Source organism: Flavobacterium palustre, from assembly GCF_014639535.1.
In the GTDB taxonomy this organism is placed as follows: domain Bacteria; phylum Bacteroidota; class Bacteroidia; order Flavobacteriales; family Flavobacteriaceae; genus Flavobacterium; species Flavobacterium palustre.
Genome location: NZ_BMGA01000001.1, coordinates 1,104,496 through 1,125,538 on the forward strand (window position 1 = coordinate 1,104,496; position 21,043 = coordinate 1,125,538).

Here is a 21,043-nt window from a genome sequence, read left to right on the forward strand (position 1 = left end):
ATAATGGCATTAGATTCAAAAATTCCACATGGTCCAATTGCGGACAAATGGACAAATTATAAAGATCATATTAATTTAGTAAACCCTGCTAACAAACGTAATTTAGATATTATTGTTGTTGGAACAGGATTAGCTGGAGGTTCTGCAGCTGCTACTTTAGCAGAATTAGGATATAACGTAAAAGCATTTTGTTTCCAGGATTCACCACGTCGTGCGCACTCTATTGCGGCACAAGGGGGAATCAACGCAGCAAAAAATTATAAAGGAGACGGTGACTCAGTTTACAGATTGTTTTACGATACTGTAAAAGGAGGAGATTACCGTGCTCGTGAGGCTAACGTACACCGTTTAGCTGAAGTTTCTGCTAATATTATTGACCAATGTGTGGCTCAAGGGGTGCCATTGGCTCGTGAATATGGTGGATTATTGGATAACCGTTCTTTCGGAGGAACTTTGGTTTCCCGTACATTTTATGCACAAGGTCAAACAGGACAACAATTATTGTTAGGAGCTTATTCTGCAATGAACCGTCAAATTGGTCGTGGAAAAATCAAAATGTACAACCGTCATGAAATGCTTGAATTAGTAATTATCGACGGAAAAGCAAGAGGTATTATCGCTCGTAACTTAATTACCGGTGAAATCGAAAGACATTCAGCTCACGCAGTTGTTATTGGTTCAGGAGGTTACGGAAACGTATTCTTCTTGTCAACAAATGCAATGGGTTCTAATGCTACTGCAGCTTGGAAAATCCACAAAAAAGGAGCGTTCTTCGCAAACCCTTGTTATACTCAAATTCACCCAACTTGTATCCCGGTTTCAGGAGATCACCAGTCAAAATTAACGTTGATGTCTGAGTCTCTTCGTAATGACGGACGTATTTGGGTTCCTGCAAAATTAGAAGATGCACAGGCTATTCGTGAAGGAAAGAAAAAAGCAACTGATTTAGCTGAAGCTGACAGAGATTATTTCTTAGAAAGAAGATACCCTGCTTTTGGTAACTTAGTGCCTCGTGACGTAGCTTCTCGTGCTGCTAAAGAAAGATGTGATGCCGGTTTTGGTGTTAACAAAACAGGAGAAGCGGTTTACTTGGATTTTGCTGCGGCAATTCAACGTTATGGTACTGAAGCTGCTTATGTAAAAGGTTTAGATGCTAATGATAAAGCTTTGGTAACTAAATTAGGTACTGAAATTGTAAAAAGTAAATACGGGAACTTGTTCCAAATGTATTATAAAATTGTAGACGAAGATCCGTATACAACTCCGATGATGATTTACCCTGCGGTTCACTATACAATGGGTGGTACTTGGGTTGATTACAATTTGATGACTACAATTCCTGGATGTTTCTCAATTGGAGAGTCTAACTTCTCTGACCACGGAGCTAACCGTTTAGGAGCTTCTGCTTTGATGCAAGGTTTGGCTGACGGATACTTCGTATTGCCTTACACAATTGGAGATTATTTAGCTCCGGATATCAAAATGGGACCTATCTCTACAGACAGACCTGAGTTTGAAGAAGCTGAGAAATCAGTAAAAGATTTGATTGCTAACTTTATCAATAATAAAGGAACGCATTCAGTTGATTATTTCCACAAAAAATTAGGTAAAATTATGTGGAATAAAGTAGGTATGGCTCGTAATGAAAAAGGCTTAACTGAAGCAATGGAAGAAATCGCTGCTTTACGTGAAGAGTTTTATAAAGATGTAAAAGTACCTGGAACAGATAAAGAATTCAATCAGGAATTAGAAAAAGCAATTCGTGTTGCCGATTTCTTAGAATTAGGAGAGTTGTTTGCTAAAGATGCTTTACACCGTAAAGAATCTTGTGGAGGTCATTTCCGTGAGGAATACCAAACTGAAGAAGGGGAAGCACTTCGTGATGATGATAACTTTGCTTATGTTGCTGCTTGGGAATACAAAGGAAAACCAAGTGATGCAGTGTTACACAAAGAACCATTGAATTACGAAAACATTAAACTAGTTCAACGTAGTTATAAATAGTATTTAGAAAAGTCTTGATACTTGTTTCTAATACTTAATACTTAGACAAAATGAAACTTACATTAAAAATATGGCGTCAGAAAAACGCCCAGGATAAAGGGAAAATGGTTGATTATAAAATCGACGGAATTGAACCTGATATGTCATTCCTTGAAATGCTTGACGTATTCAACGAACAACAAATCAATGCTGGTGAAGAGCCGGTAGCTTTTGACCACGATTGTCGCGAGGGTATCTGCGGAATGTGTTCTTTATTTATCAATGGAGAAGCTCACGGACCGGACAGAGGAGTTACTACTTGTCAATTGCACATGCGTATGTTTAAAGATGGTGATACTATCACTATTGAGCCATTCCGTGCTGCTGCTTTCCCGGTTGTGAAAGACTTAGTTGTTGACAGAAGTTCTTTTGACAGAATCCAACACGCAGGAGGATTTATCTCGGTAAATACTTCAGGAAATACTATCGATGCTAATACGATTCCGGTAAACAAAAAAGACGCTGATGCTGCTTTTGATGCTGCAACTTGTATTGGTTGTGGAGCTTGTGTTGCAACTTGTAAAAACTCATCTGCAATGTTATTCGTTGCTGCAAAAGTTTCTCAATTTGCTTTATTGCCACAGGGTCAGGTAGAAGCTGTTGATCGTGTACTGAACATGGTAAGCCAAATGGATGATGAAGGATTTGGTAACTGTACTAATACAGGTGCTTGTGAAATCGAGTGTCCAAAAGGAATTTCTCTTGAAAACATTGCTCGTATGAACAGAGAGTATATGTCAGCTAGCTTGAAAGGATAATAATTTTTTCAATATATTTTAAAAGCGCATTCATTGATTTGAATGCGCTTTTTTGTTGGAACAAACTTTGTGAATCTCTGCGGCAACTTTGTGTATCTTTGTGTAATAACTTTTTCATATGAAAATAGCGCTTATTCAATCCGATTTAGTTTGGGAAAACCCAATAGCAAACCGAGTTCATTTCGAAGAAAAAATCAATGGAATAAATGAGTCTGTTGGTTTAATTGTGCTTCCTGAAATGTTTTCTACAGGCTTTACTATGAATCCTGAGGCTGTTGCTGAAACCATGCAGGGCGAAACGGTGTTGTGGATGCAATCTTTGGCGAAAGCCAAAAACGTGGCTATAACGGGAAGTTTGGTTATTGAGGAATCAGGTAAATTTTATAACCGAATGTTGTTTGTATTTCCTTCGGGAGAAATTCAGTTTTATGATAAAAGGCATTTGTTTACGTTGGCTGGTGAAGACAGAGTTTATACAGCGGGTAATCAGAAACTAATTGTGGATTATCTGGGTTGGAAAATTTGCCTGATGGTTTGTTATGATTTGCGTTTTCCGGTCTTTTCCAGAAATGTAGAAAATTATGATTTGTTGTTGTATGTAGCTAGTTGGCCGGAAAAAAGAGTAAATGCCTGGGACGCATTGTTAAAAGCCCGTTCAATTGAAAATATGGCTTATACCATTGGTGTCAATAGAATTGGTTTGGATAATAATGCGCATCATTATTCCGGACATTCTCAGTTGTTGGATTGTCTGGGCGATTATATAGTGGCTCCAACGGAGGAAGAAAATGTTTTTATAGCTGAACTAGACCAACAAAAAATGCTTGATGCCAGACAAAAACTCGGCTTTTTGAATGATAGCGATGCTTTTCAGCTGCTTTAATATTGTTTTTTCTTCTTTTTTAAGTCCTTTTTTTCGATTGGAGGAGGCGTGTAAGGGATGCTTAAATCGAAAGTTTGTTCTACGTCCCAATTGCTTCTTACGTCAATTTCTCCCGAAAAATAAATAACTTCTTCGGCGTATTTTTTTTCTAAATAATTTCCGGGATCGTATTGATTATTTTTATTAGTGTCGTAAATAGCACGAAGAGTGAATTTAGCTGGATCTAAGAGCTTGAAATCTATTGTGGTGTCTTTTTCAAGGTATTCACTGGTAACAACTTCTCCGCTTGACTTTAATAATTCCAGAATTACAGGGAATGATTTTACGTTTTCCAGTTTTACTTTTAGGTTTCCGTATTGCTCTAATTCTTTAGTGCTGATTTGGTAACTTAAGGTATCGTTTGTGTGTTCGTAAAAATCAGTTAATGCACCTGGCAGAATGGTGAAGTTGTACTTTTTAGCAGGCTCTTTTTTGAAATCCAAATATAATTTTTGGTTGAATTCGTCATAGTTTTTGGTGAATTTGATTGCGGTAGAATCGCCGTCAATCAATTTAATTTTTGTTTCGTCAAACTGAACTAAAGGAGTTGATGATTCTATTGCAAAAACATCTTTAAAACTCACCGGATTTATTGCATTAATGCTTAGACTGTCTTTTTTAGGGCTTCTGATTTTAAGGCTAAATTCTTTCTCGTATTGATTGTGGCTGATGGCTACTTTTAAAGAATCGGTTTTGATGGGTTTGTACCAAATTTGGAGCGAATCTTTTTTTGGCATTTTAGTAACAATGCTAGCCAGTATTTCGTTGTTGTTTTTTAAGCTGATTTGAGGTTTTACTTTGGCTTTAGAAAGATCACCTTCGTATCCCATTAAGAGTCGGTTTGCAGTTTCCTGTGTGGGTTTGAATGCTTTAAAAGGGATGTTTTCCTGAAACAATTCTATTTCGAAAACAGTATCGTTTGGGATAGTTATAAAATCTTTTATGAATCCTATTTTCTCCGTCTTAGGGTCGAATTTATTATTTTTGTTAAGGTCTTTTAATGCCACCATGAAATACTTTCCTTCTTTAAGGTTTTCCAGGCGGAATGTTTTTAAACTATCTAAGGTGTTAGTGATGTATCTTGGGCTTTCTTTGTAAATTATCGAATCGTTAAAAGTATCGTTAGCTTCGTAGAGCATAACTGAAATAAAGGGTTCTGCCTCTTTTTCAAAAGCATATTTTACTTTTCCGCTAAGTGCTAAAGAATCGATGTAGCTTCCGGTGGAAAAAACATATTTGAATTGGTTGAGCGGATTTCCTTCGTTGTTGTCGGTTATACTCTGCCCGAAATTAAAACTGTAGGTAGTGTTGGATTTGAGTGTGTCTTTTATTTTTATGGTAATGTATTTGCTTGCTGTTGTTGGAATAATCAACGGTTCGTATTTCATGGGTGGCGAAATCACTAATTGTTTGCTTATGCCTTTAAGAATTACAATTTCGTCAAATTCTAATTTGATTTGTTTTTCGTTAAAATTACTGCTGAAATTCTTTGGGAAACTCGTTCTTAGACCAGGTGGGATAGTGTCTTTTAATCCGCCGGTAATAGAACCTCTTTTGGCACAACTTACTATAGTGATTAGTAATATAATTATCGAAATATATTTTAGTTTGTTTTTCAACATGTAATTTAAAATTTAGAAATACAAAATAACGATTATAATTATTGGAATTAAAACTTTTTAGGGAATTATTAAGGGAGTATAAGTATCTTTAAAATTAGTTTAGAAGTTTGTGTGATTTAAAATCTGGAATTTTATGAAAAAAATGGATCATATAGGAATTGCAGTAAAGGATATGGATTTTTCGAATGCTTTGTTTGAAAAATTGTTGGGAGTTTCTCCTTATAAATTGGAAGAAGTGGAAAGCGAAAACGTGCTGACTTCTTTTTTTAAAACAGATACTAATAAGATAGAACTTTTGTCAGCAATAAATCCGGAAAGTCCAATTGCGAAATTCATAGAGAAAAAAGGGGAAGGAATTCATCACATTGCTTTTGAGGTTGAAAATATTCAGGATGAAATTCAAAGATTAAAAGCAGAAGGTTTTGTTGTTTTGGATGAAATTCCAAAAAAAGGAGCAGATAATAAGTGGGTTGTCTTTTTGCATCCTAAAAGTACTAATGGGGTTTTAATAGAATTATGTCAAAGTGTAAAATAAGCTGCTAGTGTTTTAATTATCAGTTTGTTTTTTGTTTAAGTTGTTTTGGTGTTTAATTGTACTGAAAAACTAAGTTAAAAATATTTGGAACAACCAAAAAATAGTAGTAATATTGCAAACTCTTAACCGGTCCTATAGCTCAGCTGGTTAGAGCACCTGACTCATAATCAGGTGGTCCCTGGTTCGAGCCCAGGTGGGACCACAGTTAATACTTAGAAAGCCTTATAAACACTCAGTTTGTAAGGCTTTTGTTTTTTCAGGGGACGAATGAGGGGGCGGAATTTGAATTTGGTTTTTGTTTTTTTCGAAATTATTAGTGTGTTTGAGGATTTATATAAAGAATAGTCGGTGTAAGTGGTTTAATAATCGATAAAAACCCTTTAAAATTAACGTTTTAAAGGGTTTTGCTTTTGTGTGAAATTAATATAAATACTATATCTTTGCTTCTGATGTTTAGTTTGTGAGAATTGCAAACGGTTATATAATCATTATATTGACGGTTTCTAAACATTTTTTTTCCATTATATGAGAGAAATGTTAAATAAGTATTTTTTTTTAATAAGCTGTTTGCTTGTAGGGTTTGGGCTTGTTGCTCAGGAGGATGAACCTCCTTGTCCTGTGTGTCCTCCTTCACCGCCCGGGTTGCCTATTGATAATGGTTTGATGATGTTAATGATGTTATGTTTTTTATTTGGCTTTTATAAAATTTATATTTCTGTAGTAAAAAAGAAACGCTCGATATAGTTGAGCGTTTCTTTTTTAGTTTCAGTTTTGTTTTTAAATTTTGTTAGCATATAATCGAGATACATATTTCCCAATAACATCAAACTCTAAATTAATTTTTGAGCCCACTTTGAATTTTTTGAAATTAGTGTGTTCGTGAGTGTAAGGGATAATGGCTACACTAAATTGATTTTTCTTAGAATTTACAACAGTTAAGCTTACTCCATTTACGGTAATAGAGCCTTTTTCGATGGTTAGATTGTTTAGTTTGTCGTCGTATTCAAAGGTGTAAAGCCAACTTCCGTTGGTTTCTTCAATCGAAATACAGGTTCCGGTTTGATCCACATGTCCCTGAACAATGTGTCCGTCCAGTCTATCGCCTAGTTTCATGGCCCTTTCCAGATTGACTAAGTCATCTTTTTTCCATTCGCCTAAATTGGTTTTTTTTATGGTTTCGTCAATGGCGGTTACGGTGTACTTGTTGTCTGCTATGGTTACTACTGTTAAGCAGATGCCATTATGTGCTACGCTTTGGTCTATTTTGAGTTCATTTGTAATCGAAGCGCTAATCGTTACGTGTATATTGTCTTTTTCGTGTTTTATTTCCTGGATAGTCCCAAGGGTTTCTATTATTCCTGTAAACATTCTTGTTTTATTTTACTAAATTTGCAGTTCAAAATTAGCAATAAAAACTTGGGGATATGATTAAAAAAGCAGAAAATATTATCGTTGGAATTTCTATTGGAGATTTAAACGGTATTGGAAGCGAGGTGGTTTTGAAAACATTTGAAGATGTTCGAATGTTGGAGCTTTGTACGCCTGTAGTTTTTGCTAATGTAAAGATTTTGTCTTTTATAAAAAGAAATCTCGAATCTGCTGTGGTTTTGCATGGAATTGATAAATTAGATCAGCTTGTTCCTGGGAAAATCAACGTGTTGAATGTTTGGAAAGAAGGTGTTGATTTGAATTTGGGTGTGAATGATGATAAGGTGGGTGAGTATGCGATTAAGTCTTTTGTTGCGGCGACAAAAGCTTTGAAGGAAGGATTGGTAGATGTTTTGGTGACGGCTCCAATTAATAAATACAATATACAATCGGAGGAATTTAAGTTTCCGGGGCATACGGATTATTTGGATCAGGAGTTGGACGGAGATGCTTTGATGTTTATGGTGCATGATGATTTGAGAGTAGGCTTGCTGACGGATCATGTGCCAATAAATGAAGTGGCTTCCCGATTGACGGAAGATTTGATTGTGAAGAAAATTGAAACGGTAAAACAATCGTTAATACGTGATTTTAGTATTAGTAATCCGAAAATTGCTGTTTTAGGCTTGAATCCGCATTGTGGTGATGGTGGTGTGATTGGGAAAGAAGATGAGGAACTGATAAAACCGGTTTTAAGAAGGCTGTTTGATAAAGGAACGATGGTTTTTGGTCCTTTTGCAGCAGATGGTTTTTTTGGAAGTGGTCATTATGAAAAATTTGATGCGGTTGTTGCTACTTATCACGACCAGGGATTGGTGCCGTTTAAGACTTTGTCTTTTGGAAAAGGAGTTAATTTTACGGCTGGTTTGAGTAAGGTGAGAACTTCTCCGGATCATGGAACGGCTTACGATATCGCAGGAAAAGGAATTGCGGATTTTAATTCGTTTAAAGAAGCGGTGTATTTGGCTTTAGATGTCTATCGTTCAAGGATTCAGTATGAAGAAATGACTGAAAAGCCGCTAAAAGTTAAGGAAAAATAAATGTAAATAAAAAAAGATTAATAAGCTTATTGGATTTACAATAATTTTATATCTTTGCACTCCCGTTCCGAAACTTCGGAATAGGGCAAAATTTTGTTGAAATGAACAGGACAAAAGAATTTTTAATTCCTTTCGTGGGCTTAAAGCTGGGGAAACATCATTTTGAGTATCAAATAAATAATGCGTTCTTTGAGAACTTTGAGTATGATGAATTTCAAAATTCAGATATCAAAGTAGCTGTAGTTTTAGAGAAGAAAAGCAATATGCTTGAGTTGAATTTCAAGCATAAAGGTACGGTTAATGTGCCTTGTGATCTAACGGGAGAAGATTTTGATTTGCCAATTAAAGGTAAAATGAAATTAATTGTACGTTTTGGAGAAGTGTTTAATAATGATAATGAAGAGTTGTTGATTTTGCCTTTTGGTGAATTTGAGATAGATATTGCACAATATATCTATGAGATGATTGTCTTATCAGTGCCTTTAAAACGAGTTCATCCCGGAGTCAAAGACGGAAGTTTAAAGACAGAAGTCTTGGATAAATTAAGTGAATTACAGGTTAAAGAAATAAAAGAAGAGAATAAAGAAGAAAACATAGACCCGCGTTGGGACAAATTAAAGCAACTATTAACGGATAAATAATATAGTAAAATGGCACATCCTAAGAGAAAAACTTCGAAAACAAGAAGAGATAAGAGAAGAACACATTATAAAGCTACTGTAGCGCAAATCGCTACTTGTCCTATTACAGGAGAAGCTCACTTATACCACAGAGCTTACTGGCACGAAGGTAAAATGTATTACAGAGGACAAGTGGTTATTGATAAGTCAGAAGCTACTTTTGCATAATACGTTTTTATAGATAATACGAGAACTCTCACACATTGTGAGAGTTTTTTGTTGTTTGTGATTTTCGTTAAATAAGAGGTTTTTAAAGATAAAGGGTTTAGATTTTTTTTGTACTTTTAACCCCTTTTTAAACGTTTTCTTTTGTGTAAAAACAGAAGGAAAAATATCCGAATAAAATGAATAAAATTACGGCCGCAATTACTGCTGTTGGAGCTTATGTTCCTGATTTTGTACTCTCAAACCAGGTTCTTGAAACAATGGTTGACACAAACGACGAATGGATTACTTCGCGTACAGGGATAAAAGAAAGAAGAATTTTAAAAGATGCTGATAAAGGAACTTCCTTTTTAGCGATAAAAGCAGCGGAAGATTTAATTGCTAAAGCCAATATAGATCCTTTAGAAATTGATTTAGTTTTAATGGCAACCGCAACTCCGGATATGCAGGTTTCAGCAACCGGTGCTTATGTTGCAACCCAAATAGGTGCGATAAACGCTTTTGCCTATGATTTACAGGCAGCTTGTTCCAGTTTTTTATACGGAATGTCAACTGCGGCCGCTTACATCGAATCAGGAAGATATAAAAAAGTATTATTAATAGGTGCTGATAAAATGTCTTCTATCGTTGATTATACAGATAGAACAACTTGTATCATTTTTGGAGATGGTGCAGGAGCGGTATTATTCGAGCCAAATTACGAAGGTTTAGGATTGCAGGACGAATATTTAAGAAGTGATGGTGTAGGTCGTGATTTTCTTAAAATTGATGCGGGAGGATCATTACATCCACCAACAATTGAAACAGTTCAGGAGAAAAGACACAGTATAAGACAGGACGGAAAAACGGTATTTAAATATGCTGTAACCAATATGGCCGATGCGAGTGAACAAATCCTGAAAAGAAACAATCTTACTAATGAAGATGTTGCTTACTTAGTGCCGCATCAGGCTAATAAACGCATCATTGATGCTACTGCAAGTAGAATGAATTTAGAGGAATCTAAAGTCCTGATGAATATCGAACGATATGGAAATACTACATCGGCAACCTTGCCTTTGGTTTTAAATGATTTCGAACATTTGTTTAAGAAAGGAGATACTATTATTTTTGCTGCATTTGGAGGAGGATTCACCTGGGGTTCTATATATCTGAAATGGGCATACAACAAAAAATAAATTTAAACTAAAATCACAAATATTATGGATTTAAAAGAAATTCAGAACCTAATTAAATTTGTATCTAACTCTGGTGTTGCTGAGGTAAAGTTAGAAATGGATGATGTTAAAATTACCATTAGAACTACTTTAGAAACTGCTGCTCCGGAACCGACTTATGTACAACAATTGCCAGCTCAGGCTCCGGTACAACAAATTATTGCGGCTCCTGCTGCACCTGCCGCTGCTGCACCTGTTGCCGCTGCCCCAGCCACTGATGATTCAAAATATATCACTATTAAGTCACCAATGATTGGTACTTTCTACAGAAAACCTTCTCCGGATAAACCAATGTTTGTTGAAGTAGGTAGCTCTATTGCAAAAGGTGATGTGCTTTGTGTAGTCGAAGCAATGAAATTATTTAACGAAATCGAATCGGAAGTTTCCGGAAAAATCGTTAAAATTTTAGTTGATGACATGTCTCCGGTAGAATTTGATCAACCATTATTCTTAGTAGATCCATCATAAATTTAAGATTTTAGATTACAGATTTTAGATTGCAGATTTGAATTTTAATCAATATATAGATTCTAATCAATTGCTTTCCTGATTTCTCCCGATAGCTATCGGGACTTCTAACTTCTAACTTCTAACTTTTAAAAGATGTTTAAAAAAATATTAGTTGCAAATAGAGGAGAAATTGCACTTCGTGTAATTAGAACATGCAAAGAAATGGGAATTAAAACAGTTGCTGTTTATTCTACTGCCGATGCAGAAAGTTTGCACGTAAAGTTTGCTGATGAAGCGGTTTGTATAGGGCCTGCGCCAAGTAATTTATCTTATTTGAAAATGTCAAATATTATTGCCGCAGCCGAAATTACTAATGCTGATGCAATACATCCGGGATACGGATTTCTTTCGGAAAATTCTAAATTTTCAAAAATTTGTCAGGAACACGGAATTAAGTTCATTGGAGCTGCGCCGGAAATGATTGACAGAATGGGAGATAAGGCTTCGGCAAAATCTACTATGATCGAAGCGGGTGTTCCTTGTGTTCCAGGTTCTGAAGGGATTTTAGAATCTTTTGAACAAGCACAAAAAGTAGCTAAAGAAATAGGTTATCCTGTTATGATGAAAGCTACTGCCGGTGGTGGTGGAAAAGGAATGCGTGCTATCTGGAAAGAAGAAGATCTTCATAAAGCATGGGAAAGTGCCCGTCAGGAAGCAGCTGCTGCTTTTGGAAATGACGGAATGTACATGGAGAAATTAATCGAAGAACCACGTCATATCGAAATTCAGGTTGTTGGAGATGCTTACGGTAAAGCCTGTCACCTTTCTGAAAGAGACTGTTCAGTACAAAGACGTCACCAAAAGTTAACTGAAGAAACTCCTTCGCCATTTATGACTGATGATTTACGTCAAAGAATGGGGGAAGCAGCGGTAAAAGCAGCTGAATATATTAAATATGAAGGTGCCGGAACAGTAGAGTTTTTAGTGGATAAACACCGTAATTTCTACTTCATGGAAATGAACACGCGTATCCAGGTAGAACATCCTATTACTGAGCAGGTAATTGATTACGATTTGATTCGTGAGCAAATTATGGTAGCTGCCGGAATTCCAATTTCGGGGAAAAACTATTTACCACAATTACACGCTATTGAATGTCGTATCAATGCTGAAGATCCATACAATGATTTTAGACCTTCACCAGGAAAAATTACTACATTACACATGCCGGGTGGACACGGAGTACGTTTAGATACTCACGTATATTCAGGTTATACTATTCCGCCAAATTACGATTCGATGATTGCCAAATTGATCACTACTGCACAATCTCGTGAAGAAGCAATCAGCAAAATGAGAAGAGCATTAGACGAATTCGTAATCGAAGGAATCAAAACAACAATACCTTTCCATAGACAATTAATGGATGATCCTCGTTACATAGCGGGTGATTATACCACTGCTTTTATGGATACATTTAAAATGAACGAGCCGGAATAAAGCACTTTCGATTATAAAATTAAGCCGTCCCGATATTTCGTGACGGCTTTTTTTATACCCTAAACTGTGTAAAAAAGATACACTTTAGATACAATTTACACACTTTTTTATAGAACATAAAAAACAAAAACAATGTAAGTTGCTGTTTTTTAGTATTTTAATAGTGTTTGTTTGGGTAGAAAAAATACTGGTATAATAATTTCATTGTCCAAAGTGTAAAACAATAATAACACTTTAAATTATACACATTATGAAAAAATTAATTCTATCAGCCGCAATCGTATTAGGAAGTTTAACAACAATGAGTGCTCAGGAACAGACAGAAAAGTCAACTCCGGCAGCAGAAACAAACACAACGGAACAAGCAACACCGGCAACACCAACTTATACCGAAATAAAATTAGAAGAGGTTCCGGCAGCAGTTACTGAGGCTTTAAAGAAAGCGTATCCGGAAGCAGTATTGAATAAAGCTTCGGTTAACGAGAAAAAAGAATACCAACTTGCAGTAAAAGTGGGTGACAAAGAAGGTGCTTTATATGCTGACGAAACCGGAAAATGGATTCAGAAATAAAACATTACATCATTAAGAATAAATAACAATAACATTTTAAATAGATACATTATGAAAAAATTAATCTTATCAGTTGCAATTGTATTAGGAGGTTTAACAACAATGAGTGCTCAGGAAGAGCAAGCCGCCCCGGCTGAACAAGCTGCAGTAGCTCAGGATGTGGCTGCCTTTACTGAAATTAAATTAGAAGAAGTTCCGGCAGCAGTTACTGAGGCTTTAAAGAAAGCGTATCCGGATGCAGTATTGAATAAGGCTGCTGTAAATGCTAAAAAAGAGTACCAATTAGTAGTAAAAGTGGGTGACAAAGAAGGCGCTTTGTATGCTGACGAAACCGGAAAATGGATTCAGAAATAATAAAAGTTTAGAAATCCCAGTTAAAGACCAATTGGCTACTGTTTTTATGGATGTTAATGGAAACTGGTTGAAAAAATAAGCACGCGAATTAGCTTATTGTTTTTTAAAGAGGTTGTTCGAAAGAGCAGCCTCTTTTTTTACATAATTTTATGAAAATACAATAATATTAGCCTTAATTTAGCACAAAAAGCGCTTGTCTAATGTTGAAGATTTTAATTATTGAAGATGATATTTCGTTTTGTAAATTGTTAGAGAAATTTCTAATCAAGAATAATTTTGAGGTTAGAATTACTTTTTCAGCAGCCGAAGCGCGTTTAGCAATTCAAGCGGAAGCATTTGATTTGATCTTAACTGATTTACGACTTCCGGATGCCGACGGAATTGAATTGCTGGGAGAGTTTAAAGCTGCTTTTTTACAACTTCCTGTGATTTTGATGACTGGTTACTCAGAGGTAAGTACGGCTGTTAAAGCCATAAAAAATGGTGCTTCCGATTACATTTCGAAACCATTCAATCCAGATGAAGTCTTGGCGGTTATCAATAATGCTTTTACAATACAAAAGACCGACAAAATAACTAAGCCAAAAACGGTTCAGGAAACAAAATCAACTGTTGCAACGGAATATGTTCAGGGTATTTCTGCTGCTTCCAAAAAATTATCGGAGCATATCAAACTGGTGAGTCCAACAGATATGTCGGTATTAATAATTGGCGAAAGCGGTACCGGAAAAGAAATAATTGCGCAAAGTATTCACCAACAAAGTCGCCGAAAAGAGCATAATTTTATTGCTGTAGATTGTGGTGCTATTCCGAAAGAACTGGCAGCCAGCGAATTTTTCGGGCATTTAAAAGGATCTTTTACGGGAGCTATTTCAGATAAAACAGGTTATTTTGAAGCCGCTAACGGAGGTACGCTTTTTCTGGACGAGATAGGCAATTTGTCCTATGAAAACCAAATTCAATTGTTGCGTGCTTTGCAGGAACGAAAAATAAAACCTGTGGGGAGCAATAAAGAAATAGCGGTTGATATTCGAATTATTACTGCAACAAATGAAGATTTGCGGCAAGCAGTTAAAAATGGTGATTTTAGAGAAGATTTATACCATCGGATTAATGAATTTTCGATTCATTCTCCCTCGTTGAATGAGCGGGAAGAAGATTTAATTTTGTTTGCTGAATTCTTTTTGGAAAAAGCCAATGCGCAATTAGGTAAAGAAGTGATTGGTTTTTCTAAAGAAGTAGTGAGTATTTTTCAAAACTACGATTGGCCCGGCAATTTGAGAGAATTGCAAAACTGTGTTAAACGCGCAACCTTACTCACTCAGGGCGATTTTATTGAAAGTGCCGTTTTGCCAGCAGAATTTTTTCATCCAAAAAAAGACAGAACAGCACCATTTTCTTTGTCAGAAAATGAAAAAGAAGCCATAGAAAATGCTTTGGCCAAAACCAAAAACAATAAATCAGAAGCAGCAAAATTGTTGAAAATTACCCGCAAAACCCTGTACAACAAATTGAAATTGTACAATATAAATTAAATCTCCTTTTCAAGAGCTGTAAATAATTCCTCGATTTTGATTTTTAAATCAGAGAAATGAATAGTCAATTCCGTTTTGGAAAGATTATGAGTTTCCAGTAAATCTAAAATGGGAGCAATTTCAGTAGCTTCAATCTGTTTGAACATTGGCGCCATTTTATGAGCGAGTTCTTTTATCTTCTGGTATTCTGCGGTTTCAATAGCATTTTCGAGCAGGATAAGATTCGAATTGGTAGTGTTTATAAAGGATTGAAGTACTGTTTTTACAGCTTCTTCGTCGTTTTTTAAAAATGATTTTAAGGAAGTTAATGAGAATAATTCTTCTGGATTTGGCTTGTTTTTAAGTTCGTTTTGATTGATAGGAAGTGTTGTTTTACCAAAAACAGCGTCAATAGTTTGCAACAATATATTCGGTGAAAACGGTTTTTTAAGTACGGTAATAAATCCTGCGTTGGTGTAAATGTCTTCACTTAAATCGGTTCTTCCGGTAACGGCAATCAGAGGCTGATTGCTGTAAGCAGTCATTTTTTGCAGTTCTTCAATAAGTTTAAATCCGTCTTTTTCGGGCATTTGAATATCGGTGATTAGTACGTCAAAATTTTTAAATGCTAAATTTTGCAGTGCTTCGTCTGCGTTTGAAAAAGAAACTACCTGATAATATTGTTTTAAAACTTCGGTGGTGAGTTGCAGTAAATTAGTATCGTCGTCAACTACTACAATAGTTTTGTTTTGCCAGATTGGCGTGTAAATCGATTGGTTAATTTGTTCCTCTGTTGCTTCTTTGTCAAAGGTAACGGCTAAACTTATTTCGAAACAACTTCCTTTTTTAGAACTGTTTTTCAGGTACAGTTCACCGCCTAAAAGAGTAATGATTTTTTTAGAAATGGCTAATCCTAAACCGGTTCCGCCATATTTTTTTTCAATATTTTCATTGGCTTGGGCAAATTCTTCAAAAATTAAATTCTGACTTTCTTTCTCAATCCCGATTCCCGAATCTTCGATGCTTATCAATGCTGTATTTTCAGCTGAATTTACTGAGGCGACTATTTTGATATAACCTTCAGGGGTAAATTTATAAGCATTTCCAATGATGTTGATCAAAACTTGTTTTAAACGAAAAACATCGCCTATGATAGGAGTCTGGAGTTTTTTGTCTATCGAAATTTGCAAGTCGATATTTTTTTTCGGGTACACCGATTGTATATTTTTAGCCACTTCGTTGATGGTTTCGGCTAAGGAAAACGGATTTTTTTCCAGGTTGATTTTCCCTGCTTCAATTTGGGAAAAGTCCAGTAAATCCTGTACTAATCTCGAAATGTATTCCGAAGAATTTTTGATGTTGTTCGTGTAATAATTCTGCTTGCTGGTTAAGGTTGAATTGCCTAATAATTCGGCATAACCTGTTATGGTACTCAAAGGCGTTTTTAGATCATGACTCACCGTTGAGATAAGTTGTTCCCTGTTTTTAAGTAAGTTTTGGGTTTTAAAATTGGCAATTTCCAGTTGTTTTTTATAGGATTGTGTTTTCGAAAAATCACTGGTAATTAATATCGAAAAGAATATAGTAAGCAATAAACCTAAAATTGCGGCATAAGTCACAATTTGGTTGATTTTTTTGAGTGATCTTTCTTTCTCGGTATTGTTTTTTATTGATGAAGTCAGGATTTCCTGTTCAATAATTCGGAGTACTTTTCTAAGTTGGTCTGAGATTAAAAGTTCATTCGTAAGTAATTTACTTTCCTGAATATTTAAGGATTCTTTTTTCTTTTCGGTTTCCAGTTTTACTTTGCTCAGCAATCGTTTGGAAGCGGCTAAAATAGAATCGGTTTCTTTTTTTGTTAAGGTGTTGCTGTTGTCGTCAGGAATGTTTTGATTGAGATAGTCAATGTAGTTTTGTAAAACTTTGCGGTGGTAACTGCTCAGGTTTTCGGGGTTTTTGGTAAAATCTTCCAGTTTTAATTTACTCAGCGAAAACTCTAATTGGGTTAATTCTTTGATGGCTGTGTTTACTGAGGCTTCATCAGATGTTTTGTTTTTTATGGCTTTGAGTTGCTTGATGTTTTGCGTTTTTTCGGTAAGCAAAACCGTCACGCTATCCAATAATTTAATTTGGTATTCGCTTGCAAGCGTTTTTTTTAAAGAACTGATTCTCTTTTGTAAAGAATCAGTTTCGAGAATGTAATTTTTATAGTCGGCTTCTGAATTGGACTGAATGGTTTTTCGGGCTAAACTTTCTGTTTGGTACACATTCGAGAAAAGTTGGCTTACTTTTAAAACTTTGTTTTTTTCGAATGCTATTTTATTTTCAATTTTAGAATAATCTCTGTTTTCAGAATATAAAATCCAGCCCACACTTGCTACAAGTGCAACTAGAATCATATAACTGATAAATACTTTTACCGGGATATTACTGTTTTTGCTTCCCATTTGTTTTTTTGATTTTATAAAGTTTCTTTCAGCCATTTAAAGAATTCTTTCTGCCAGATTTGAGCATTTTGCGCACTGAGCACCCAGTGGTTTTCGTTAGGGAAATAGAGAAAACGACTTTTAATGCCCCGCAATTGTGCCGCCTGAAAAGCTTCCTGTGCCTGACCAATAGGAACCCGAAAATCCTTGCCTCCCTGAATGATTAATATAGGCGAATTCCATTTTTCTACAAAATTTATAGGATTGAATTCGTTATAGGCTTTTTGTGCCACTGCGTTATCTTTTTCCCAGTAAGTGCCACCAAAATCCCAGTTGTTAAAAAATACTTCTTCGGTAGTTCCAAACATGCTTTGGGTATTGAAAACACCATCGTGGGCAATGAAAGTTTTAAAACGATTGTTGTGAATTCCCGCTAAATAAAATGCAGAATAGCCACCATAACTGGCACCAACACAACCCAAACGGTTTGTATCTACATAAGTTTCCTGAGAAACAGCATCAATGGCCGAAAGGTAATCGTCCATCACTTGTCCGCCCCAGTCCTTGCTGATTTGCTCGTTCCATTCCACTCCGTGCCCCGGCATTCCACGGCGGTTAGGTGCTACAATAATATAATCATTGGCGGCCATTAATTGAAAATTCCATCTGAAAGAATAAAACTGACTCAGGGCACTTTGCGGACCGCCCTGACAATAAAGTAAGGTAGGATACTTTTTAGAAGCATCAAAATCAGGCGGAAAAATGACCCAAACCAACATTTTCTTGCCGTCGGTAGTGGTTACGTATCTTTTTTCGGTTTTGCTTAAAGCAATAGTATTGTAAATTTCGGTGTTGATATTGGTGATTTGTTGCCAGTTTTTTCCCAGTAAATCATAAGAAAATATTTCAGCTGCGTGGTTGGTGTCTTCTCTGGAAACAATGATTTTATTGTTGTTAAAACCAATGAGTTTGCTAATATCAAAATAGCCATCAGTTATTTGTTGAATTTGAGGTTGGGATTCGGTTTTTTCAGGAAGATTAACTTCAAAAAGTTGTTTGGTTCCGTCAATTGGGGCAATAAAGTAAATTTTTTGGTTGTTCTCACTCCAGAGGAAACTATCTACAGTTCCATCCCAATGCGCAGTAAGATTGGTTTTTATTCCGTTTTTGAGAATGATAATGTCATTTTTATCGGCTTCGTAGCCATCGCGTTGCATTTGTAACCAGGCCAGGATTCCCGATGTCGAAAATTGCGGAGCAACATCATAACCTAAATTATCAGCGGTGAGATTAGTGGTTTTTGCCGTTTCTAATTCGTATTGAAAAATATTACTATTGGTAGAAATGGCGTATTCTGTTCCAGTTTTTTTCTTGGAAACATACAGGATACTTTTGCTGTCGGGAGACCAGATGTAATCTTCGTCTTCACCAAAGGGTTTTTGCGGACAATCAAAAAGTTCTTTTTCCATGATGTCAATTTGCGGAGCATCATCTTTATTTTCTTTATAAAAAACATGGTTGAATTTGCCTTCGTTCCAAGTATCCCAATGACGATAGTTTAGGGAATCGTAGATTTGTACTTCGGATTTTTCCAGTTCCGGATAAAAATCTTTGCCCAAAATGTTTTGTAGTTTTACTTCCTGATGCAAAAGCAGGTATTTGCCATCCGGTGAAATATTTTTATTGTTTAAAATGGTATCTGTATTTTCAATTTCCGTTGGATTTCCTCCGTCTATAGGAATATAGTAATGTTTGGTATTTTGTTTGTTTTCTGCTACCGAAGGCGTGTTGACTTTGTAAACAATATTTTTGCTGTCATTAGATATTCCCAGAGCGGTTAATCGTCCTAATTGCCATAATAATTGGGCTGTCATTCTATTTTGTGTCATTGTTTTTAAACTGCTATTGTTTTGGAAGTATAAAAATAGTTTAATTTAATTGCAACAGATTTTTTTTAACTTAATTTAAAATGAATTAGAAATAAACATAAATCTATTGGATGATTAGCTAAAAAAAGTAATTTTACTTCTTATAAAATTCTAATGGATTTTGGGTGTTAGGGTTTTAAAATCTTTTAAAGAAAACCGCGTTAAGAGCAGAGATCAATGGCAACAAAAATTACTTCAAATTCGTCAGGTAAAAGACCTGTGAAAAAACAATCTCAAGGTTTTATGGCTCGATTGAGAGTGTTTTTGTTCAAAATAATTTTGTGGTTTATTGGGCTTTCTTTGTTTTCTGTGGTCTTTTTTAAGTTTGTTCCGGTGCCTTTTACTCCTTTGATGCTTATTCGGGCTATAGAAAATAAAGCAGCGGGAAAGCCGGTTTATTTCAGTCATGATTGGGAACCTTTAGAAAATATTTCGGTCAATTTACAAAAAGCGGTTATTGCCAGCGAAGACGGTTTGTTTTTAACCCACAACGGTTTTGATTTTAAAGCCATGCAAAAAGCGTACAAAAACAACGAAAGAGGCCGAAGAATAAAGGGAGGAAGTACTATTTCGCAGCAAACAGCCAAAAATGTTTTTCTGTGGCAGGGTCGAAGTTATATCAGGAAAGGTCTAGAAGCTTATTTTACGGTTTTGATTGAGTTGATTTGGGGAAAAGAACGTATTATGGAAGTCTATCTCAATAGTATCGAAATGGGTAATGGCGTATATGGAGCGCAGGCCGCAGCTGAACACTGGTACCGAAAAGATGCAGCCAATTTAACGCGAAAACAAGCAGCCGGAATTGCAGCCATTTTGCCCAATCCCAGAAAATATACTGCAACCAGTTCGTCTTCTTATATTAACAGAAGGAAGGATAAAATCATGCGTGTGATGCGTACGGTTGGAAAAATCGAATATTAGATGCGACAGAGAGCAGTACTATTTGTCTGTTTTTTATTGTTGTTCCCGATTAGCTTATTGGGTCAGGATTCCAGTGTTGAAATAGGGTTGGTTACTGATAATGATTTATATACTTCTTCTAAAAATGATCAGTATTATACCAATGGTTTGGAAGTTTTTTATAGGTATTTGTCTAAAAAGGTAAAGCCACAATTTCTGAAAAAAATCAATGAAATCCGAATAGGACAGTATATGTACAGCCCCAGATTTATCTATAAGGATGAAGAGCAAATGTTTGACAGACCTTTTGCGGGTTATCTTTTTGGGGAGTTTGCTACTACTAATTTTTATGTTAATCGGGTGGTGTTTAAAAAGCATATTCAGGCAGGGTATGTAGGGCCTAATTCTTTTGCTGACAAAATACAATCAGGTACACACAAATTGTTTAATTATACTGCTTTTGAAGAATGGGAATATCAAATTAAAAATACTTTGGGAATTCAAACTTATTTTATGTTTTCAAAGCCGCTTTTTAATTCGATGAAAAGTAAAAGAATTGATTTTCAATGGCAGTCTGAGGCTAAATTAGGAACTATATTTACATCACTTTCAACGGGGGTTGTTAGCAGAATCGGAATCAGGAAATTAGTCCCTTTTTCGGATTCTAATTTTTATGGAGCTTCATTAAATAAAACCAATAATTCATTAGAAAATGAATTGTATTTTTATGTATCGCCTTCTGTTAATTATCAGTTTTACGATGCGACCATTCAGGGAAGTCTGTTTAATGATAACAGTCCGGTTACTTTTGATATTATTCCGTTTCGCTTCAATGCAGAAACAGGTATAAGGTATCGAAGAAAAAATTTGAACCTTTCGTATGCTTTTGTTTACAGAGGAAAAGAAATTAAATTTTACAGGAACATCGGTTATTTTTACGGCTCGATTAGTGTTTCCTATATTTTTAGATAGTTTAAATTCATTTTTTTA

Annotated in this window: 20 protein-coding genes and 1 tRNA gene; 17 read left to right on the forward strand and 4 right to left on the reverse strand. The window is 35.5% G+C overall.

Annotation, left to right across the window (positions count from 1 at the left end):
• Positions 1-3: 3 nt before the first annotated feature.
• The 3 genes from IEV84_RS04370 to IEV84_RS04380 all read left to right on the forward strand — a co-directional run bounded on the left by IEV84_RS04370 (position 4) and on the right by IEV84_RS04380 (position 3,684).
• Positions 4-2,004, forward strand: a complete 2,001-nt coding sequence (locus IEV84_RS04370; RefSeq protein WP_188492779.1) for a fumarate reductase/succinate dehydrogenase flavoprotein subunit — start codon at positions 4-6, stop codon at positions 2,002-2,004.
• 50 nt (positions 2,005-2,054) lie between these two features.
• Complete coding sequence (locus IEV84_RS04375) at positions 2,055-2,801, forward strand: succinate dehydrogenase/fumarate reductase iron-sulfur subunit (RefSeq protein WP_066325411.1); 747 nt, start codon at positions 2,055-2,057, stop codon at positions 2,799-2,801.
• A gap of 118 nt (positions 2,802-2,919) precedes the next feature.
• Complete coding sequence (locus tag IEV84_RS04380) at positions 2,920-3,684, forward strand: amidohydrolase (RefSeq protein WP_188492781.1); 765 nt, start codon at positions 2,920-2,922, stop codon at positions 3,682-3,684.
• Here the strand turns inward: IEV84_RS04380 and IEV84_RS04385 are convergent.
• Positions 3,681-5,345 (reverse strand): Ig-like domain-containing domain, encoded by a 1,665-nt coding sequence (locus IEV84_RS04385; RefSeq protein WP_188492783.1) that lies wholly within the window; start codon positions 5,343-5,345, stop codon positions 3,681-3,683. The two genes, IEV84_RS04380 and IEV84_RS04385, sit on opposite strands and share 4 nt — an antisense overlap.
• A gap of 133 nt (positions 5,346-5,478) precedes the next feature.
• On the opposite strand from IEV84_RS04385, the gene mce reads away from it, so the two are divergent.
• From mce to IEV84_RS16630, 3 genes are all read left to right on the forward strand, one after another.
• Positions 5,479-5,880 carry a methylmalonyl-CoA epimerase gene (mce, locus tag IEV84_RS04390; RefSeq protein ID WP_188492785.1) on the forward strand — a complete coding sequence of 134 codons (402 nt, stop codon included), beginning with the start codon at positions 5,479-5,481 and terminating at the stop codon, positions 5,878-5,880.
• A 128-nt stretch (positions 5,881-6,008) separates the two neighbouring features.
• Positions 6,009-6,082, forward strand: a tRNA-Ile gene (locus IEV84_RS04395).
• Between the two features lie 332 nt (positions 6,083-6,414).
• Positions 6,415-6,624 (forward strand): Fjoh_0651 family PID-CTERM protein, encoded by a 210-nt coding sequence (locus IEV84_RS16630; protein WP_505661222.1) that lies wholly within the window; start codon positions 6,415-6,417, stop codon positions 6,622-6,624.
• A 33-nt stretch (positions 6,625-6,657) separates the two neighbouring features.
• On the opposite strand, the gene IEV84_RS04400 is transcribed toward IEV84_RS16630, so the two are convergent.
• Positions 6,658-7,248, reverse strand: coding sequence for a riboflavin synthase (locus IEV84_RS04400; protein WP_188492787.1), 591 nt, complete (start codon positions 7,246-7,248; stop codon positions 6,658-6,660).
• A 56-nt stretch (positions 7,249-7,304) separates the two neighbouring features.
• Between IEV84_RS04400 and pdxA the strand changes: the two genes are divergently transcribed.
• The 9 genes from pdxA to IEV84_RS04445 all read left to right on the forward strand — a co-directional run bounded on the left by pdxA (position 7,305) and on the right by IEV84_RS04445 (position 14,820).
• Positions 7,305-8,348 (forward strand): 4-hydroxythreonine-4-phosphate dehydrogenase PdxA, encoded by a 1,044-nt coding sequence (pdxA, locus tag IEV84_RS04405; RefSeq protein ID WP_188492789.1) that lies wholly within the window; start codon positions 7,305-7,307, stop codon positions 8,346-8,348.
• A 101-nt stretch (positions 8,349-8,449) separates the two neighbouring features.
• Positions 8,450-8,989 carry a YceD family protein gene (locus tag IEV84_RS04410; RefSeq protein ID WP_188492791.1) on the forward strand — a complete coding sequence of 180 codons (540 nt, stop codon included), beginning with the start codon at positions 8,450-8,452 and terminating at the stop codon, positions 8,987-8,989.
• A gap of 9 nt (positions 8,990-8,998) precedes the next feature.
• Positions 8,999-9,196: a 50S ribosomal protein L32 gene (rpmF, locus tag IEV84_RS04415; protein ID WP_035659528.1), complete on the forward strand. Its 198-nt coding sequence runs from the start codon at positions 8,999-9,001 to the stop codon at positions 9,194-9,196.
• Between the two features lie 176 nt (positions 9,197-9,372).
• Positions 9,373-10,371, forward strand: coding sequence for a beta-ketoacyl-ACP synthase III (locus IEV84_RS04420; RefSeq protein ID WP_188492793.1), 999 nt, complete (start codon positions 9,373-9,375; stop codon positions 10,369-10,371).
• Positions 10,372-10,395: 24 nt separating this feature from the next.
• Complete coding sequence (gene accB / locus IEV84_RS04425; RefSeq protein ID WP_188492795.1) at positions 10,396-10,878, forward strand: acetyl-CoA carboxylase biotin carboxyl carrier protein; 483 nt, start codon at positions 10,396-10,398, stop codon at positions 10,876-10,878.
• A gap of 135 nt (positions 10,879-11,013) precedes the next feature.
• The gene (gene accC, locus IEV84_RS04430; protein ID WP_188492797.1) at positions 11,014-12,360 is read left to right on the forward strand and encodes an acetyl-CoA carboxylase biotin carboxylase subunit; all 1,347 of its coding nucleotides are present in this window, start codon (positions 11,014-11,016) and stop codon (positions 12,358-12,360) included.
• 250 nt (positions 12,361-12,610) lie between these two features.
• Positions 12,611-12,931 (forward strand): hypothetical protein, encoded by a 321-nt coding sequence (locus IEV84_RS04435; protein ID WP_188492799.1) that lies wholly within the window; start codon positions 12,611-12,613, stop codon positions 12,929-12,931.
• A gap of 51 nt (positions 12,932-12,982) precedes the next feature.
• Entirely contained in the window at positions 12,983-13,285 is a 303-nt protein-coding gene (locus tag IEV84_RS04440) for a hypothetical protein (protein WP_188492801.1), read from the forward strand.
• 200 nt (positions 13,286-13,485) lie between these two features.
• Complete coding sequence (locus tag IEV84_RS04445; protein ID WP_188492802.1) at positions 13,486-14,820, forward strand: sigma-54-dependent transcriptional regulator; 1,335 nt, start codon at positions 13,486-13,488, stop codon at positions 14,818-14,820.
• Here the strand turns inward: IEV84_RS04445 and IEV84_RS04450 are convergent.
• Both IEV84_RS04450 and IEV84_RS04455 read right to left on the reverse strand, forming a co-directional pair.
• Positions 14,817-17,282 carry a hybrid sensor histidine kinase/response regulator gene (locus tag IEV84_RS04450; protein WP_229732593.1) on the reverse strand — a complete coding sequence of 822 codons (2,466 nt, stop codon included), beginning with the start codon at positions 17,280-17,282 and terminating at the stop codon, positions 14,817-14,819. The two genes, IEV84_RS04445 and IEV84_RS04450, sit on opposite strands and share 4 nt — an antisense overlap.
• Positions 17,261-19,114: a S9 family peptidase gene (locus IEV84_RS04455; protein WP_188492804.1), complete on the reverse strand. Its 1,854-nt coding sequence runs from the start codon at positions 19,112-19,114 to the stop codon at positions 17,261-17,263. Before IEV84_RS04455 ends, IEV84_RS04450 begins: the two co-directional genes overlap by 22 nt.
• Positions 19,115-19,330: 216 nt before the next feature.
• Between IEV84_RS04455 and mtgA the strand changes: the two genes are divergently transcribed.
• Both mtgA and IEV84_RS04465 read left to right on the forward strand, forming a co-directional pair.
• A complete protein-coding gene (gene mtgA / locus IEV84_RS04460; RefSeq protein WP_188492806.1) occupies positions 19,331-20,074 on the forward strand; it encodes a monofunctional biosynthetic peptidoglycan transglycosylase in 744 nt (247 codons plus the stop codon).
• Complete coding sequence (locus IEV84_RS04465) at positions 20,075-21,025, forward strand: lipid A deacylase LpxR family protein (RefSeq protein WP_188492808.1); 951 nt, start codon at positions 20,075-20,077, stop codon at positions 21,023-21,025.
• Positions 21,026-21,043: the final 18 nt, after the last annotated feature.

What these genes read in the sequence shown, in the direction of transcription:
- IEV84_RS04370 (WP_188492779.1), top strand. Translation starts at nt 4, where the DNA reads ATGGCATTAGATTCAAAAATTCCACATGGTCCAATTGCGGACAAATGG.
- IEV84_RS04375 (WP_066325411.1), top strand. Translation starts at nt 2,055, where the DNA reads ATGAAACTTACATTAAAAATATGGCGTCAGAAAAACGCCCAGGATAAA.
- IEV84_RS04380 (WP_188492781.1), top strand. Translation starts at nt 2,920, where the DNA reads ATGAAAATAGCGCTTATTCAATCCGATTTAGTTTGGGAAAACCCAATA.
- IEV84_RS04385 (WP_188492783.1), bottom strand. Translation starts at nt 5,345, where the DNA reads ATGTTGAAAAACAAACTAAAATATATTTCGATAATTATATTACTAATC.
- mce (WP_188492785.1), top strand. Translation starts at nt 5,479, where the DNA reads ATGAAAAAAATGGATCATATAGGAATTGCAGTAAAGGATATGGATTTT.
- IEV84_RS16630 (WP_505661222.1), top strand. Translation starts at nt 6,415, where the DNA reads ATGTTAAATAAGTATTTTTTTTTAATAAGCTGTTTGCTTGTAGGGTTT.
- IEV84_RS04400 (WP_188492787.1), bottom strand. Translation starts at nt 7,248, where the DNA reads ATGTTTACAGGAATAATAGAAACCCTTGGGACTATCCAGGAAATAAAA.
- pdxA (WP_188492789.1), top strand. Translation starts at nt 7,305, where the DNA reads ATGATTAAAAAAGCAGAAAATATTATCGTTGGAATTTCTATTGGAGAT.
- IEV84_RS04410 (WP_188492791.1), top strand. Translation starts at nt 8,450, where the DNA reads ATGAACAGGACAAAAGAATTTTTAATTCCTTTCGTGGGCTTAAAGCTG.
- rpmF (WP_035659528.1), top strand. Translation starts at nt 8,999, where the DNA reads ATGGCACATCCTAAGAGAAAAACTTCGAAAACAAGAAGAGATAAGAGA.
- IEV84_RS04420 (WP_188492793.1), top strand. Translation starts at nt 9,373, where the DNA reads ATGAATAAAATTACGGCCGCAATTACTGCTGTTGGAGCTTATGTTCCT.
- accB (WP_188492795.1), top strand. Translation starts at nt 10,396, where the DNA reads ATGGATTTAAAAGAAATTCAGAACCTAATTAAATTTGTATCTAACTCT.
- accC (WP_188492797.1), top strand. Translation starts at nt 11,014, where the DNA reads ATGTTTAAAAAAATATTAGTTGCAAATAGAGGAGAAATTGCACTTCGT.
- IEV84_RS04435 (WP_188492799.1), top strand. Translation starts at nt 12,611, where the DNA reads ATGAAAAAATTAATTCTATCAGCCGCAATCGTATTAGGAAGTTTAACA.
- IEV84_RS04440 (WP_188492801.1), top strand. Translation starts at nt 12,983, where the DNA reads ATGAAAAAATTAATCTTATCAGTTGCAATTGTATTAGGAGGTTTAACA.
- IEV84_RS04445 (WP_188492802.1), top strand. Translation starts at nt 13,486, where the DNA reads ATGTTGAAGATTTTAATTATTGAAGATGATATTTCGTTTTGTAAATTG.
- IEV84_RS04450 (WP_229732593.1), bottom strand. Translation starts at nt 17,282, where the DNA reads ATGGCTGAAAGAAACTTTATAAAATCAAAAAAACAAATGGGAAGCAAA.
- IEV84_RS04455 (WP_188492804.1), bottom strand. Translation starts at nt 19,114, where the DNA reads ATGACACAAAATAGAATGACAGCCCAATTATTATGGCAATTAGGACGA.
- mtgA (WP_188492806.1), top strand. Translation starts at nt 19,331, where the DNA reads ATGGCAACAAAAATTACTTCAAATTCGTCAGGTAAAAGACCTGTGAAA.
- IEV84_RS04465 (WP_188492808.1), top strand. Translation starts at nt 20,075, where the DNA reads ATGCGACAGAGAGCAGTACTATTTGTCTGTTTTTTATTGTTGTTCCCG.